Below are 16,682 nucleotides of genomic sequence, written 5' to 3'. Positions count from 1 at the left end.
GAGTCAGTAAGTGAAGATAGCCATCATAGGGTCTGGGATTTCTGGTTTGACCAGTGCGTATTTATTGCAGAAAGAACATGATGTGACCGTGTTTGAGTCGGCTAAACGAATCGGCGGTCATACGGCGACGGTGGAGGTTCCTGAAGCGGGCAGTGTGAGAGCGATCGACACTGGCTTTATTGTTTTTAATGACTGGACTTACCCGAACTTCATTCGTCTGATGGACGAATTGGGCGTGAAATCCAAAGCGACAGAAATGAGCTTTAGTGTGAGTTGTCAGCGCACAGGGTTGGAATACGGTGGAAATAACCTAAACACCTTGTTTGCACAACGTCGTAATTTGTTAAATGTCTCATTCATAGGAATGTTAAAAGACATTCTACGTTTCAATAAAGAAGCCATCCAAGACCTAGAAAGCGGAGAGTTAAAAGAAGGCGTCACATTGGGCGAATACCTAAAAGAAAAGGGCTATGGAAGCCGTTTCGCCAGCCATTATTTGATCCCGATGGGCAGCGCGATTTGGTCGTCGACACTGGATGAAATGATGGAATTTCCCTTGGTGTTTTTTGTCCGATTCTTTAAAAATCATGGATTATTGAGTGTGAATGATCGCCCACAATGGCGAGTCATCGAGGGCGGTTCATCGGCTTATTTATCCCCTTTGGTGGCGAAGTTTAATGACAGAATTCAGCTTGGTGCGGACATAGCCAAAGTGCATCGTTTGGACAGTGAAGTGTTGATTGATTTTGCGGACGGTTCACAGCAAACATTTGATCAGGTGGTCTTTGCTTGTCATAGCGACGAGGCGTTGGCTTTGTTAGCGAACCCTTCTGCTGAAGAACACGCAATTTTGTCCGCCATTCCGTATCGTAATAACGACGTGGTGTTGCACACCGATACTCGACTTTTACCAAAGAAACAGTTGGCGTGGTCGAGCTGGAATTATCACCTTGGTGAAGACCGAACAAAGCCGGCAACGTTGAGCTACAACATGAATATTCTGCAACACTTCGACAGTGAGACCACTTACGTTGTGACGTTGAATCAAACAGACATGATTGCGGAAGACAAAATAGTTGGGCGCTTTCAGTATGCTCATCCTACTTTTACCTTAGATGGCATAAAGGCTCAGGACCGTTGGGCAGAGATCAATGGCGTCAACAAAACTTGGTTTTGTGGTGCGTACTGGCGCAATGGTTTTCATGAAGATGGTTGTTGGAGTGGCGTACGTGTGGCAAATGGACTTGGTGTCTCATGGTAGGTTTCGAGCCCAAACACAGCGCTGTTTATCATGGCATGGTACGTCATCGTAGGTTTTCACCGCGGTCTCATGCCTTTCGATATCGTGTTTTCATGATGTATTTTGATTTGGATGAGTTGGACGACGTGTTGGCAATGAGCCCTTGGTGGTCAATGAAGACTTGGTCGCTTGCGCGATTTTCCCGTCAGGATTACTTCGGTGATGACGCTTTGCCGATCAAGCAGGCTGTATTGTCCGAGGTGAATGATCGCTTGGGATTAACGCTGTCTGGATCGGTGCGCATGCTGACCAATTGTCGTTATTTCGGTTTTATCATTAATCCCATCACGATTTATTACTGCTTTGATGACAACGAGCAATTGCAGGCCATGCTTTTGGAAGTCACGAACACACCTTGGAAAGAAAAAGTGGCCTATGTTTTAAAGTGTGATCCAAGCCAAGCAATGCAACGTATCCAATTTAATAAGGACATGCATGTGTCGCCGTTTCATCCTATGACGCACTTTTATGATTGGCGGAGTAATGCTCCGGATCAAAAACTGGCAGTGCACATGCAGAATAGAGAAATTGAGGGTGAGCAATGCGTGTTCGACGCCACCTTGTCACTGACTCGAATGCCATTAACGTCGCGTTCGATGGCGAGCGTGTTGTTTCGTTATCCAGTAATGACAATGAAAGTGGCGTTCGGAATTTATTGGCAAGCTCTTAAGCTTTGGATGAAGAAGGTGCCTTTTTATTCTCACCCGAATTCATCAAGCGCGACCACAAAATAAGACGACTTTGTAAATCAGTCATATAACACATTAGGAGACCAACCTTTATGAACTCCGTCAGTATGAGTAATCAAAAAGTGAAAAATCGCACAGCAACTTGGTTTGATAATCTAGCCCGTAAGATGGTGTTTACTATGTTGGGCCGATTGGAAGTTGGTCATCTTACGGTAGAGGAAAACGGCGAAATCCATTCCTTCGGTGAGCCAAAAGACGATACCCAGTACATCGCTCATATCCAAGTTCACGACATTCATACTTACCGAGATGTGTTTTTGAACAGTAGCATTGGGGCGGGTGAAGCCTATATGAAAGGTTGGTGGTCGTCGTCTGATGTGGTGGCTGTGATACGTTTGATGGTGGCCAATCTGAACTTGATCAATAAGATGGACGCCAAAAGGCCGATATGGAGTCGTATCGGTGCCAAGATCATGCACAAGCTGAACGCCAATACGAAGCAAGGTTCAAAGGAAAATATTTCAGCTCATTACGACTTAGGTAACGACTTTTTCTCTTTGTTTTTAGATCCCACCATGATGTATTCCGCGGCAGTATACCCACAACACAATGCGTCGTTAGAAGAAGCGTCTGTGCATAAATTAGATCGTATTTGCCAAAAACTACAACTCAAAGAAAACGACCATTTATTGGAAATTGGAACAGGTTGGGGCGGTATGGCGATTCATGCGGCGAAGCATTATGGCTGCCAAGTGACGACAACGACGATTTCTAAAGAACAGTATGAGTTTGCGAAAGCACGGGTAGAAGCCGAAGGGTTACAAGACAAAATTACCTTGTTGCTTGAGGATTACCGTGATTTACAAGGGCAATACGACAAACTGGTGTCGATCGAAATGATCGAAGCGGTAGGTCATGAATACTACGACAGTTATTTTTCTAAATGCAGTCAGTTACTCAAACCGCATGGTGTCATGGTGATTCAAGCCATAACGATTGCGGATCAACGCTATGATTACGCCCGCCGCTCTGTCGATTTTATTCAGCGTTACATTTTTCCTGGTGGCTGTTTGCCTTCCAATCAAGTGATCGCACATAAGATTGCTTCTAAAACTGACATGCAAATCGTGGGGTTAGAAGACATTACCGAGCATTACGCAAAAACCCTGGCTGATTGGCGAACGCGCTTTCATGCCGCCCGTCGTGAAGTCACCGACATGGGCTTTGACGATGTTTTTTGTCGTATGTGGGATTTCTACCTAGCGTATTGCGAAGGTGGTTTTAAAGAACGCGCAATCAGCACAGGGCAGTTTGTTTTCGCCAAGCCAGACCATCGTTTGACGATCGAGCAACGCTAATGGGAGCGGATGGTATGAAACGTTTGGCGAATGCCATCTTGTTTCAAATCATTTGGTTTGTGTGCGTGTTGGCCGGCAACATTTGGGCTGTGGTCGCAACCGCAGTGTATCTGTTTGTGCATGACCGCTATTTTATGAACAGTCGCCGAGAGTGGCGGTTGTTGGCGGTATTTTTAGGGTTAGGTTTGCTGGTCGATGGCGCATTGTTTCAGATAGGTTTGTTTTCAATAAACCATGCATCGACGCTTGCTCAACCTTCTCTGACGGCCAACTTGCCCCCGATTTGGTTGTTGTGCCTTTGGATAAGTGTGGGCAGTTTGTTTGCTCACAGTTTGGCGATGTTGCGTTCTCGATATGCTTTGAGCGCACTTTTGGGCGCCATAGGCCCTACATTCAGTTATCTTGCGGGGGCAAATTTATCCGGTATTACCCTTGCTGAGCCAACCTTACTGAGCGCCTTGGTGGTGGCCTTAATATGGTCGTTGATCTTGCCCCTGGGCATTTGGTTGAGTGAACAATGGACTTTATTTTCTACTTCGGGAGAGAGTTGAAATGGCGTGTTTTCGAGTGTGTTTGTTGCGAATCGGCTTGTTGACTGTGACCGTACTGCTTGGCTTTGCTAACACTGCCATGGCGCAAATTATTGGCAGTGCTTACAGTGTGAAAACGGGTGAGTTGTTGTATCGAGAAACACATCAGCAAATCAATGACAGCGCATACAGCGTCGAATATTCCGAACCCAATGGCGAGGTATTTGCGCACAAAACCCTGGATTTTTCTCAGTCAAAAATCACGCCGAGTTTTTTGCAGCTGAATGAACGTAATGGTGAACGCATTGATGTTAAACAACTGGGCCGTCAGTTGACCGTCAATTACCTAGAAAACCGAGACGCAAAAGAAGAAACCGAATCGGTCGCGTTAGAAGGCGGGATGATCGTTGACGCGGGTTTTGACGAGTTTGTGAAGCAATATTGGCAAGCGTTGGTAACGGGAAAAGAATTGGATGTGGACTATCTGGTACCCAGCAAACAAACGACGTTTGGTTTTCGTGTTAGCAAAGCCACATGTTTGGATGGCACACAAAACGGAGCGCTGTGTTTTTCTCTGACGCCGACGTCTTGGTTGGTGAAAATGGCTGTCGATCCGATTGTCGTGGCGTACGACTCACAAGATAAACGGTTACTGCGTTTTACGGGACGAGCCAATATTTGCGATACGAAAGGCAAATACGAACAAGTCGACATTCAATATCAGTACCTGTAATTCTTTTATTTAGGCACTTAGGATCATGACTATGAATCGCATATACCGAGCTTTTAAAACCAAGTTAACCTTATTACTGTGTGCTGTATTACTTACGGCCTGTTCCACCCCAGACGTGTCTTTGTATGCGAAGAACGATCCTAAATTTGAGCTGCAAGAGTTTTTTTCCGGGTCATTGACGGCGCACGGCATTTTGAAAAACCGCAGTGGCGAAGTGATTCGTTACTTTAACGCCACGTTAGAAGGCAGCTGGAAAGGCGGTGTGGGAGTACTGGCGGAGCGGTTTGTTTTTGATGACGGTGAAGTCCAAGAGAGAACGTGGATTATGACTCCCAATGAGCGTGGTGAATACTCGGCCACTGCGAACGATGTTGTCGGATCTGGTGCGATTAACATGGCGGGAAATGCCTTGTTTATGAAGTATGTTTTGAAAGTGCCTTACGATGGCGATCTGTTAGAGGTGAATGTGGATGACCGCATGTATATGGTAAAAGAGGGTGTGGTGATTAATGAGTCGGTGATGACTAAGTTTGGTGTCGAGGTTGGTTATTTATCGATTGTGATACAAAAAAACTAGTTGAAGATTATTAATAAATATAGAAGTAGTGATGAATTATTTTTGTATTAATGCTCAATTTCGTCACTACTATAATTTTGACTAATAGCACGTAAAAATTATCGTGAGTCATTCTCAATAGGTCGAGAAAACACCATATAGTTTATGTTATATATGAAAGACTGCTGCTTGGCGGTCTTTTTTTATGCGCGTTTTAAGTGTTGGTCTAGACGTACTGACCGCCGCGAAGCAAGTAGGGGAAATGGCATCGGTTGCCGTTTGCTTACATGAATCAGTACGGAGGAAAGCCACGACATGTTAAACAGTATTACGGCATTACTACCTGCTAAAAACAAGGTTGTGCTTTGGTACGCGTGCCTGTCTTTAGCTTTGAGTATAGCGCTGTTTGTTGTGGGCCTTTATGTTTATTTGTCCACTGATTTAGAGCGTAAAACACGCTTAGCAAAAACATTACTTACCGATCAAATGGCCGACATTTTTGAAGAGCTCAAACACATTACGGATGACGCCAGTGGAGCCTGTTACAACGACGATATAACGCAGTTAAGACGTGCGACGTTTAACTCACCAACGTTCAAAGAACTTGGTTTATTTGGTGATAATTTTAGAGTGTACTGTTCTAACTTTGGGATGGTGAATATCCCAATTTATTCAACGATTGTGGCTCGTATAGAAAGTAGCAACGATCGAAAAACTGTTTCGCTTATGCGTTCTAATACATTGGGTGATTCTACTTTTTTTGCCTTTTATCAAGGTGAAAATGGCATCGGGGTGAATGGCTTGGCGCCGCCAGAACGTTTTTCTAGGCTGGTGGATTCGGTGCTGTTACCTGAATACTTTTATGAGCTCACCATCGGTAGGCAGGTACTGTCATCGAATCGAGACGGCATTGACTCTGATGTATGGAAAAGAACCACCGTGTCATTAGACGATTGGGCGATGACATTGGATGTATTTTTTCCTTCGAATTTATATTGGCAACGCTTACCAACCTTAGTGCCGTTTATGGTCATCGCGTGGGCGGTTTTGTTCTTTGTATTTTACGCAGGGCATTTGGTCAGTGTGTACTATCGCCGCTCATTGCGCCATTGTGTCCGACGAGCCATAAAGAGCGGAACACTGGACGTGTATTTTCAACCGATTGTGTCATTAAGCACCAGCAAAGCCCCTGAAATGGAAGCTCTGTTGCGCTGGCGTTCGGCACATCATGGACAAGTGTCGCCCTTGGTGATTGTGAACATCGCAGAGCAACTGGGCATGATGGACGAACTTACGTGGCTGGTAATACGCAAAGTGGGGGCGTTTTATCGTGAATATCCAGAAGTGCTCAGTGGAATAAACACCGCGGTAAACGTGGATCGCTTTAGTCTATTGAAGGAAAACTTTGCGCCTACGTTGGCTGGGATTTTAGAAGAGTATCCAGAACTGAAGGGCAAGTTGGGTCTTGAGGTGACTGAGAACAGCGCACTAAATGCTCAGGAGTTGCCTCTGATGGTCAGTCGTTTTGAACATCTTAAAGCACTTGGCGTTGGTTTATCTGTGGATGACTTTGGTACAGGGTATTCAGGATTGGATTTCTTAAGGCGTTTCCCTTACGACACGTTAAAACTGGACCAAATTTTTATTGCCAATATAGACGACCCATTTACACGACAAGTGCTTACTTCGGTGACTCAACTTGCCAAAGAATTAGGGATGGATTTGGTTGCCGAAGGCGTGGAGCGTCAAGACCAATTGGATGCGGTCAAAGCGTTAGGTGTAGACAAAGTTCAAGGCTATTACTTTAGTCAACCGCTTCCCAAGGACCAAGTGATTGCGTGGGTGGAACGACATTGTCGAAACGTGAGCCCGGCTTAATCTAGGCGATAGAGCAATCCACGATTGTATTCTTAGATGGCTTCTCTTACTCTTGGGCGCTTAATTTTTCGGTTAAAGGTTGTGTGCGCATGGCGACTCTGGTTTTTCGGCTTAAGTATGTTCCAGATGAAGAAGCGGATGAGATCCGTCAATTACTCACGGATCATGATATTGCCTTTTATGAAACGAGCGCAGGGCGTTGGCAAATCTCCATGGCAGGACTGTGGGTCAGAGACAAGGAGCAGGCCGTCAAAGCGCAGGCCCTTATTCGAGAAGACCAAATCGCCCGAGCACAAGCCATGCGACCAATCAGTGCTGGGCAGTGGGTGCTGGGTTATCTGCAGCACGCCCGTCAGAACCCAGCCGAAGCCCTCTTTACCCTGATAGCCGTGTTGCTCATCTTGGGTATCTCTATCTTACCTTTCGCCCTTTGGGTGTGATGCATTACGGGTTGGTTACACAGCTTCGGTTAAGGGCTTAGCCAGCAGAGCGGCTTTGCGTTGAACGCGGGCGCTGATCAATTGCACGTTAATGGCGCTTGCGACCACGATTAACATACCAAACAAACTCAAGATATCCGCATGGGATGAACTGATGCTGTCCGTCCACCACCCGAAAACCACGCAAAGCTCGGTAAGAATGAAGGCCATGACTGGCGTCAAAGCGACCGAAGCACTGACTTGCACGGTTTGCCAATAGCGCATAGCTTGAGCAAATGCCCCGTACGCAATCACAGTGTTAATACAACAGAATGCGGCAATCCATATATCGTCCGCTGACATCGACAGCAACGCGCTGGGTGTTGAAAATGGCAGCATTACCACCAAAGCATAAACATAGATGGCCAATAAAATATTGGAAGGTGCTAAACGCTTAAATAACGATTTTTGCAGTAACGCGTACATAGACCATGCGGCCGCAGACAATTGTACGATACCAAAGCCAAACCAAATAGAACCCTGACCACCTTGCGCAAAAATAGGGTGGAAGAACACCAGCATGCCCACGCCGATACCCACAAAGCACAACCACTGCTGCCAGTTGATAACCTCTTTAAGAAAAAACATACCACCTAATGCAAGAAACAAAGGTGCGACTTGGAAGCTTAGCTGAGCGGAACCGGGCAGTAAAAAGTTTAAACTCCAAGCAAAACTGGTGTAATTGACGATCAAAAAGGTACCGGCAGCAAACAAGCGTAGCCAGTCTTTGCGCGCCAGTGCTTTGAATTCACCCAATACACCTCGCTGCCATTGCCATAAGCCTAAAATGACGGCGGCGACTGAAAATCTCAGCCAAGTTAACGTAATGGGGTCAGAAAATCCGCCAGATAATTTGAGCGCAATCGGCAACATGCCCCAAAATAAGACGGTAATAGAGCTGAAAAATAGGCCGTATAAAAAAGTCTGTCTGGCGGTTGGCATGGCGGTTCCCTTTCATAAAGAGGAGGATAATGAGATTTTTCATAATGGCTTTCATTGTGAGCGAAAGCCAATGCATAATAGGTCTAATCATTATGCATAAAGCGGAATTTAGTCATGATCCCATCTTCGCTCCAACATTTAGACCTGAAATCTCTAACGGGACTGTTGTATTTACTAGAAGAGCGAAATGTTGGGCGTGCGGCGGATCGCTTGTACTTGAGTCAATCCGCCATGAGTCGGCTGCTTAATAGGTTGCGGGATGCGTTTGATGATCCTTTGTTTATTCGCACCTCAAAAGGCATGGTGCCCACCTCAAAAGCGTTAGCGCTAGAAGCGCCATTAAAGCTGATGCTGGAGCAAATGGCGGGATTGTGGACGGAATCTGAGTTCCAACCACAGAGCAGTTACCGCACATTTCGTGTGCAAACGACGCATTATCAAGCACAAGCCTATATGCCTGCGATCGCCGAACACTTCTATCGAGAAGCGCCGTTTGCCTCGCTTGAAACCAGCACGCTGACCGAAACCAGTTTGCTCAGCCAAGAAGAGCACTCTCTGGATTTGGCGTTATGCAGCGATTACATTCAGTTGCCAAACCGCTTTGAAAAGAACCTATTGGGCCGTGAAAAATTTCGCTGTGTGATGTCGGCCAATCATGAGCTCGCCAGTAAGGACTGCCTGACGTTGGATGACTATTTGGCTTATTCACATGTGCTAGTGAATTTAGGCGGCTCCAACCCGGTGATCAGTGACGCTTTATTAGGAGAGCGTGCCCGCGAACGACATTTTGCGTTTCGCACGCCTTATATGTTGGCGGCACTTGAAACGGTCGGGCGCACCTCGTTATTGATGAGCAACAGTGGTCTGTTACCAGAACGCTTTCGTCAACAGTTCGGTTTGGTTATCAAAGATTTACCGATGGATTTTCCTTTTATTCAGTATTATTCCTGCTGGCCGAAGTCGATTGGCAACGATCCTGGTGTGATTTGGTTTAGAGGGATTTGCGAACAAGTGATTCGACGATTAATTCCTTATCCTGAGTATTGAGAGCGGTACAGGCTTTAGTCCAAATTCATTTATTCGGTTATACTCGTCTTTTGGTTTGAAACAATGGCATGGCAGTGGTCTTAAAAAGCAAGAATACGAAAAGCAAACGTCCGAACAAACTAGAGCTTCACCCTCGTAACCCGCATCGTGCGCGTTATGACTTTGCTCTGTTGGCGGATTCTTGCCCTGAACTCTCAGGTTTTATTCAACTGAATCAATACGGTAACGAATCGGTCGATTTTGCGAATCCCGAGGCTGTGAAAACGTTAAACCGAGCTTTATTAAGTCACTTCTATGGCGTTGCTTTTTGGGATATTCCACCGGGCTATCTTTGTCCGCCGATTCCCGGTAGAGCGGATTACATTCATTATCTTGCTGATTTATTAGCCGACAGTAACCAAGGCATCATTCCTCGTGGAAAAGGGGTAAAGGTGTTGGATGTGGGTGTGGGTGCGAACTGCGTCTACCCGATTATTGGGCATCAAGAATATGGCTGGCAGTTTGTTGGCTCGGACGTGAATCCGGTGGCGGTAGCAACGTGCGATACCATAGTGAAATCCAACGCTTGCTTAAAAGGTGCCATCAGTGTGCGCCTGCAAACACAAGCAGCGAAGCTGTTTGACGGCGTATGGAAAGAAAAAGACCGCTTTGACTTGACGCTGTGTAACCCTCCGTTCCATACCAGTGAATCCGCAATGATCGACGAATCTCAGCGAAAATGGCGTGGTGTGAAAGGTAAATCAGCGCAAACGGCTAAGCCCGTATTAAATTTTGGTGGCACCGCGGCAGAGTTGTGGTGTGATGGCGGCGAAGCGGGTTTTGTGTCTCGTATGGTCAAAGAAAGCGTGCAATACGCTGATCGTTGTTTCTGGTTTACCTCATTGGTAGCGCGTCAGGGCAATGTAGACGCCATCTATCGCACCTTAAAAGAAGTTGGTGTACGCCAAGTAAAGACCATTGAAATGGCGCAAGGTCAGAAAATCAGTCGCTTTATTGCGTGGAGCTTTCTTGGTGACGATCAAATTGATTACTGGAAAGACAATTATTGGCAAAGTTAGCCGCGCACCCTGTTCGCATTGAATACCCATTTATAGCTCAGATCACGACTCCCTTTCCCATTTCACCCCAGTAAAACAGACCAAATTCACCAAGGATGGCTTTTTGCCATCCGTTTTGTTCGCCTTCTATTGGAAACAAAATTATTGGCATATTGTCGTGCTAAATTTTAATAGAACAAGAAGTACATTAGGTTCGATGGCATAAAAGTGTTATAAGCCCTATTATTCTTAAACATTATTTGCGTTTTTGGGATTTATGCTGCGTCGCCTATGTTATTAGCATTTAAGAGGTTTTAAGGTGTTAAAAAGCTTTCAAGCACGATTGATTATGTTTGTTTTGGTGTTGCTTGCGCTGGTTCAGTTAGGAACGGCGTTGGCCGTGTTGACGTCACTAAAAGAAGACAATTATAAACAAGGCGTGCATTCCATCGACGTATCTCGCAATGTCTTTGATTTGTTTCTTGAAGCGCGTGCTGAGCAATTAACCAAAGGGGTTGAAATTTTGACCTCAGATTTTGGTTTCAAACAAGCCGTGGCGACCCGGGAAACAGGGACGATTCAATCGGTTCTGCAGAATCATGGCGCTCGGATTAACGCCGACGTTTCTCTGTTAGTGTCACCGCGTGGCGAGTTGATTACCGCGACGCAACCATTGAATATCAGCGAGACGGTCTCTGAGTTAGTGTTTGCCGCTCGTCGTTCGGGTGGCTCGTCGATCAGCACGATGATAGCCTTGGACAACCGTGCGTATCAGTTGGTGTTGGTGCCGATTAAAGCACCGAATGTGGTGGCTTGGGTCGGCATGGCTTTCTTGCTGGATCAGGCGTTAGCAGAGCAAATTAAGAACGTAACCGGGCTGGACATCAGTTTTGTTTTTGAAACCAGTGACACTCATATGTTATCGGGCGCATCAACTTTACCTACGGCTGAAAAAGACGTGTTATTCAAAGACATCCTCAGCATCCAAAATATCTTAAAATCCCCAGTGTTTTCGAACGATGAAAAGTACCTGTCTTTAGGCGTTGATCTAGGCATGAAAGATCAGTGGGGGATAATTCACCTGCCTTATGGGCCTTGGTTGATGAGCTACAACTATACGCGCAATCAGTTGATCTTAATTTTTACTGGTGCGTTGGCGTTGGCGCTGTTGTTTGGTATTGCTTTGGCTCGAAACATGACGCGTCCGATTGGTCGATTGGTGGACTACGCAACTCAGATTGGTTTGGGTGTGAACAAAGAAAAAGTCAAAGCGCCAGAGATTGACGGTGAATTTGGTGTGTTATCGAATACCATGCAAACCATGCAAGACTCCATTATTAATCGTGAAGAGGAACTGACGTACAGGGCATCGCACGATCAATTAACGGGGCTGTTTAATAACAGCTCGGTCGAGCTGTATTTGAATGACGTGTTGCCCAAAGAGCAAGGTGCGCTGGTGAGTGTCAATGTTAGACATTTCAAACGCATCAACAATATGCTCGGCTTTGACGTGGGGAACGCCATGTTATCGAAAGTGGCCGAACGTCTTCAATTATGGGGACACGATGCACACATGTTGGCGAGATTGTCGGGTGATAAATTTTTGGTGATATTTGATCGCCAAATCACGGGGCAGGATTGCCGAGATTTAAAGCAGTTATTCAGTATCGAATTTGAAGTAGAAAAAGGCTCCAATATTCGCCTTGATATCAGTATCGGCATACTTCCTTTCGAGCACGCTACCGCGAGCGCAAACAGTGCTATGCGTCGTTTAGAGATTGTGGCCGATAAGGCTCGTGAAGAAAGCAATGTGTGTGTGTTTTATGAAGTCGGCCAAGATGAAAGCCATCGTCGTCAGCTGACCATCATTCGTGATTTGCCATCGGCTCTGGAAAAGAATCAACTGTTCGTGGTGTATCAGCCAAAAGTAGGTGTTGCGTCGGATGACTGTCATGAGGCCGAAGCGCTGATTCGGTGGATTCACCCGGAATTGGGCTTTTTGCCACCGGACGAGTTTATTGCCATTTTAGAGCACGCGGGCAGCATTCAGCAGTTGACCAAATGGGTGCTCAATACCGTGTTGTCGCAACTTAGCCAATGGTGGAAGAAAGGTCATGAGATACGAGTGGCCGTGAATTTGTCTGCGCTCGATTTGTTGGATGAAAGATTGCCTTCCATTGTGGCCAAAGCGCTAAAAGTAAATGGCCTACCGGTACGAGCGTTGGCGTTAGAAGTGACCGAAAGCGCGGTGATGAAGGACAGAAGCAAGGTTATCAAGGTGCTAAACGCACTCCAAGAAATGGGCGTGCATTTGGCGATTGATGATTTTGGTACGGGACAATCGTCACTCTCTTATTTGCGTGAATTGCCGGTTAATGAAGTCAAAATCGACCGTGCGTTTATTCAGTATATTGATACCAACAAAGGCGATGAATTTATCACCAACGCAACGATTGGCTTGTCTCACAGTCTTGGTTTTCAAGTCACGGCTGAAGGTGCCGAGAATGCCGAAGGGGTGGCGCTTTTAAGGCAATATCATTGTGATAAGATACAGGGATATTTCTTCTCTAAGCCCTTGGTGGCAGAAGAGTTTTTTCAATGGCGTGAAACATTTCATAACCGATAAACGAATGCGTCACCACGAATCTTACACGCTATCTATGTGAGGTTTTTCTATATGTTGTTTTTGCTGCGCATGGCGCTGCTTGCTTTATTAATTATCAGTGTCACTGTGTTTGGTATCGTATTTTGTTTGTTTACCTTACGATCTAAAAATCGCGTCTACCATTTGGGGCGAGTGTTCGCACACGTTGCGTCGCTTTTCGGATTGTCGGTAGAAGGTCGAGTCTCTGAAGCGGCAAAACAGGTACCTCAGGCTGTGTATGTCGCCAACCATCAAAATAATTTCGATTTGTTCACGTTAGCATCGGTTGTGCCAGCAGGCGTTGTGACCGTTGGTAAGAAGAGCCTGCGCTGGATTCCGTTTTTTGGTGTGTTGTATTGGCTCAGTGGTAATTTTTTGATTGATCGAGAAAATCGTAAGCAAGCAATTGCGACGATAGAGCAGATTGTGACGAAAATGAAAAAAACCGGCCTGTCTATTTGGATGTTTCCTGAAGGGACTCGCAGCCGTGGGCGTGGTTGGTTGCCCTTTAAACGGGGGGCTTTTCATGCGGCGGTGCAAGCGGGCGTCCCCATCATTCCTGTGGTCTGTAGTAATACTCACAATCAAGTCGGATTAAACCGTTGGCGCAATGGCAAGGTGATTGTTGAAATGCTGCCACCCATCGACACAACGGGGCTGCAGGAAACCGATGTGGTTGAACTGCTCGAATCATGCGAAGCGCTGATGCATCAAACAAAGCAGCGCTTAGATCAAGAACTAGCAAGGGCTTAAAGACGGGGCTCTGGTGTGGCTAGTTTAGGTCGTGGCCAAATCCAATACGTCTTCGAACTGGCGCTTTATTCCGAGTTTGCTTGGATGTTCATCGGGCAAAGCGTGCGTTGACCATTCGGGGTGTTGTTGTGCTTGTTTCCAATAAGGTTTAATACGGTCGACTAGCCCCGAGTCAGAAGGCAAATTCGACAGCTGAAACGCGTCTTGAGCCGCGTGACCTCGTTGATGAAAGTGCTGGATTGCACTCAATCCTCGCACGCTCAAAAGCGTGAGTGTGGCGCTATCCAAACACAGATGATGGCGCTTGGTAATTTTGCTTTTTAGCGTGTCTTTGTAATGCTGTCCGGTTTTCCACGTGGCACCCAGAAACGCTCCAATAGTGGTAGCGGTTCCCAGCGTCAGTCCCGCGGACATCACATCTATTCCTGCGCCGATGGCTGCACCTGTTAGCGCGCTAGTGCCCGTGTCTATTCCCCATTCTTTTAATGTGTCTGTGGCAAAGATGTCCTGCTGCCAGCGGTCATTTTTTATGGCTAATGGGGTGGCGATCAGGTCTTCTTGCCGAAATTCGTAAAGACGTAACAGTTGCTCCATGAAGTGATTTTCCAGCGTGCGTATGCTGTTTTCAAAACGATTTGAGTCTTCGGCTTCTGGCGGATAATGGGAGCATTCAAGGCGCGTGCTGGCGGCTTTGATGATCAATTCGGCCAACAGGTTACAGGCCATGCTGCGGCGCAGTTTAGCGGCGTCTTCACGTGATTGAATCAATTGTTTGATGGCGTCGTATTTGTCCGGCATGAGGCTTTGAATGCTCTGATATAAGCGTTTTTCGTCTTCAAAATAAAATGCCACAGTGTCGTATTTTATGACCGCGTGGAGGTGGCGCTCGGCTAAGACTTTACGCCATGCGTCTGCATGTGGGCTTGCGGTTGCGCTAAAATTGAGGATTGGGACGATCGGCTTGTTGGCACTTGCTAAGAGATCGAGTTCGTCTAAGTATTTCCCCAAAGGGGCTTGCCGCAAGTCGATGACATACAAAATAATGTCTGTGTGGGTCAGCTGTTTGAGGATTTTAGCTTCTTGTTCGAAGTCGCTTTGTGCCAGTGGGCTGTCACAAAAAGGCAGCAGCCAATCTGCGCCTTGATGATCGCTAAACGGAGCCGAATGTCTGGCTTGCCACAGTCCTACTGAGTCTTCAAAGCCTGGGGTGTCCGTGAGGGTGATGATCGAATGTTGGCCGATTTTTATCTTCACACTTTCCACATGACGAGTTGTGCCCGCTTGGTTGCTGACTTGTCCGAAGTCATGTTTGCGCAACAAGGTTCGAACCAATGAGGTTTTTCCTGTATTCGCATGACCAACGACTAAAAGGGCAATAGACACGGCTTACTCCTCTTTGGGCAGTGTGTTAGATGGTATGTTTGTCTCTCGCGCAAGGCGATACCAGTCGTCGTGAAATTGGCTGTTAGTATCTTGGTAAATGACCAAGGTGAGTGCGGAATGCACCGCACGAGCTTGGTTCAAAAATCGCCTAGTACCGCGGTCAGGGCTTTGGTTGGCATCGACCAACAAAAACATCGCCTCGTGACTGGGTGAGGCCAAAAAGCGGGCCTGTTCTTCTCTGCTATTGAGCATTACCGCAGAACCAACAGGCTGTAATTGACTCGGCTTTTCTCCGCTCCACTCAAACAATGCCCATTGTTGTGAAAAAGCCTGATCGGATAAAACATCATTTTTTGCGTTGGTGTTATGTGTTCCTAGCGTTTTAGGATAAGCATCAGCGTCAAGCACAAGTCGACTTTGTTGTTCTGGTTGACGATAACGATTCTGGATAATCTGTTCTTGCGTGCTTAACGGGTGCGTTTTGCGTGTTATTTGATACAGCGCCACGCAGATTAGGGTGAATATCAGTCGAGGTAAAACACCGTAGATCAATATGCTGGCGAGTAAAAAATTCGCCCAATGCTGTCTGGTGGACGCTGATTGTTGAATAAGGTCGACACGGCTGGCTAAAATATCCAATTGATTTGGTAGCGCGATGCCAAACCACTGCGGAATGACACTCAAGGTCTGTGTAAGCTGAATAAATGCCGCATCACTCAATAGTGTAGTTTCCCACGCAAAATTGACCTGATTGGTGAGTAGCAAGAGCAATGTCATCACCCATCCTGCCAGCAGATAACAGCCCCACGCGCCATGAGACAAACTGCTGATGAGCCATTTATTCGAATGGGGAGGGCATTGCCAATGAAGATAAGCCGCGCTAACGGCGTCATTGAAATGTGAATACTTACTTATCTTTTTGTTTAGGAAAATCAAAAGTGTCAGCAAAACGCCTTTGCTATCAGAGGGACGTTTTGACGTTGCCACCATGGTGATCAACCACACGATGACATTCAACCCATGAAACCCCAACAAGACAAGAAACAACCAAAAAATATTGACCTGATTGGCTTGGTTCATGGCGAAGGCCGAAGGCACGGCCATGAAGCCTAATAATGCACAGCACACCATCAACACCAAGACAGCGCGATTGAAGTAGCGTTTTAGCGTTGCAAACTGTGCCGAATAACTGACAGGGCTGGGCGATGTATCAAGCGTCATTAACGCGGTTTTTACATCACTGGCATGGGCAGGCAGCCGAAAATCGGAATGTGTTTCTAGCCATGCTGCCAGAGTAAGTTTGGCACCTTGTGTCGGGAAGGTCATGGTATTACGTTACTCTTTTAGTGAATG

The 16,682-nt window shown here is 46.4% G+C and carries 15 protein-coding genes; 12 read left to right on the top strand and 3 right to left on the bottom strand.

The annotated features are described in order from the left end of the window. Window positions 1-10 precede the first annotated feature (10 nt). The 8 genes from AABA11_RS15000 (at window position 11) to AABA11_RS14965 (ending at window position 7,484) form a co-directional block, all read left to right on the top strand. On the top strand, window positions 11-1,261 hold the full coding sequence (locus AABA11_RS15000) for an NAD(P)/FAD-dependent oxidoreductase (protein ID WP_338269190.1): 1,251 nt from the start codon (window positions 11-13) through the stop codon (window positions 1,259-1,261). After that, window positions 1,255-2,034: a DUF1365 domain-containing protein gene (locus AABA11_RS14995; RefSeq protein ID WP_338269188.1), complete on the top strand. Its 780-nt coding sequence runs from the start codon at window positions 1,255-1,257 to the stop codon at window positions 2,032-2,034. The genes AABA11_RS15000 and AABA11_RS14995 overlap by 7 nt, the downstream gene beginning before the upstream one ends. Window positions 2,035-2,081: 47 nt before the next feature. Then, window positions 2,082-3,347: an SAM-dependent methyltransferase gene (locus tag AABA11_RS14990; protein WP_265727627.1), complete on the top strand. Its 1,266-nt coding sequence runs from the start codon at window positions 2,082-2,084 to the stop codon at window positions 3,345-3,347. Window positions 3,348-3,361: 14 nt separating this feature from the next. Beyond that, a complete protein-coding gene (locus AABA11_RS14985; RefSeq protein ID WP_338269186.1) occupies window positions 3,362-3,898 on the top strand; it encodes a DUF2878 domain-containing protein in 537 nt (178 codons plus the stop codon). A gap of 1 nt (window position 3,899) precedes the next feature. Then, on the top strand, window positions 3,900-4,610 hold the full coding sequence (locus tag AABA11_RS14980; protein ID WP_338269184.1) for a hypothetical protein: 711 nt from the start codon (window positions 3,900-3,902) through the stop codon (window positions 4,608-4,610). Window positions 4,611-4,641: 31 nt separating this feature from the next. Next, the gene (locus tag AABA11_RS14975) at window positions 4,642-5,187 is read left to right on the top strand and encodes a DUF3833 domain-containing protein (RefSeq protein ID WP_265727623.1); all 546 of its coding nucleotides are present in this window, start codon (window positions 4,642-4,644) and stop codon (window positions 5,185-5,187) included. Window positions 5,188-5,481: 294 nt separating this feature from the next. Continuing rightward, a complete protein-coding gene (locus AABA11_RS14970) occupies window positions 5,482-7,044 on the top strand; it encodes an EAL domain-containing protein (protein ID WP_338269182.1) in 1,563 nt (520 codons plus the stop codon). An 89-nt stretch (window positions 7,045-7,133) separates the two neighbouring features. After that, window positions 7,134-7,484, top strand: coding sequence for a DUF6164 family protein (locus AABA11_RS14965; RefSeq protein ID WP_265727621.1), 351 nt, complete (start codon window positions 7,134-7,136; stop codon window positions 7,482-7,484). Window positions 7,485-7,499: 15 nt separating this feature from the next. Here the strand turns inward: AABA11_RS14965 and AABA11_RS14960 are convergent, their stop codons facing one another. Continuing rightward, window positions 7,500-8,465 (bottom strand): DMT family transporter, encoded by a 966-nt coding sequence (locus AABA11_RS14960; protein WP_338269178.1) that lies wholly within the window; start codon window positions 8,463-8,465, stop codon window positions 7,500-7,502. A gap of 114 nt (window positions 8,466-8,579) precedes the next feature. Here AABA11_RS14960 and AABA11_RS14955 point away from each other — a divergent pair, with 114 nt between their 5' ends. The 4 genes from AABA11_RS14955 (at window position 8,580) to AABA11_RS14940 (ending at window position 13,946) form a co-directional block, all read left to right on the top strand. After that, window positions 8,580-9,512, top strand: coding sequence for a LysR family transcriptional regulator (locus AABA11_RS14955; protein ID WP_338269176.1), 933 nt, complete (start codon window positions 8,580-8,582; stop codon window positions 9,510-9,512). A gap of 74 nt (window positions 9,513-9,586) precedes the next feature. Further along, complete coding sequence (rlmF, locus tag AABA11_RS14950) at window positions 9,587-10,570, top strand: 23S rRNA (adenine(1618)-N(6))-methyltransferase RlmF (RefSeq protein WP_417537608.1); 984 nt, start codon at window positions 9,587-9,589, stop codon at window positions 10,568-10,570. 298 nt (window positions 10,571-10,868) lie between these two features. Next, window positions 10,869-13,175, top strand: a complete 2,307-nt coding sequence (locus tag AABA11_RS14945; RefSeq protein ID WP_338269173.1) for a putative bifunctional diguanylate cyclase/phosphodiesterase — start codon at window positions 10,869-10,871, stop codon at window positions 13,173-13,175. A gap of 51 nt (window positions 13,176-13,226) precedes the next feature. Then, window positions 13,227-13,946: a 1-acylglycerol-3-phosphate O-acyltransferase gene (locus tag AABA11_RS14940; protein ID WP_338269171.1), complete on the top strand. Its 720-nt coding sequence runs from the start codon at window positions 13,227-13,229 to the stop codon at window positions 13,944-13,946. A gap of 24 nt (window positions 13,947-13,970) precedes the next feature. Here AABA11_RS14940 and AABA11_RS14935 read toward each other — a convergent pair whose 3' ends face one another. Continuing rightward, window positions 13,971-15,329, bottom strand: a complete 1,359-nt coding sequence (locus AABA11_RS14935; RefSeq protein WP_338269170.1) for a DUF3482 domain-containing protein — start codon at window positions 15,327-15,329, stop codon at window positions 13,971-13,973. Window positions 15,330-15,332: 3 nt separating this feature from the next. Then, window positions 15,333-16,655, bottom strand: a complete 1,323-nt coding sequence (locus AABA11_RS14930) for a DUF2868 domain-containing protein (protein ID WP_338269169.1) — start codon at window positions 16,653-16,655, stop codon at window positions 15,333-15,335. Between the last annotated feature and the right edge of the window lie 27 nt (window positions 16,656-16,682).

It is taken from the genome of Marinomonas pontica (genome assembly GCF_036322735.1).
Lineage (GTDB): Bacteria > Pseudomonadota > Gammaproteobacteria > Pseudomonadales > Marinomonadaceae > Marinomonas > Marinomonas pontica.
The sequence above is the reverse complement of the archived record's forward strand: the minus strand, read 5'-3'. Positions and strand labels throughout refer to the sequence as shown.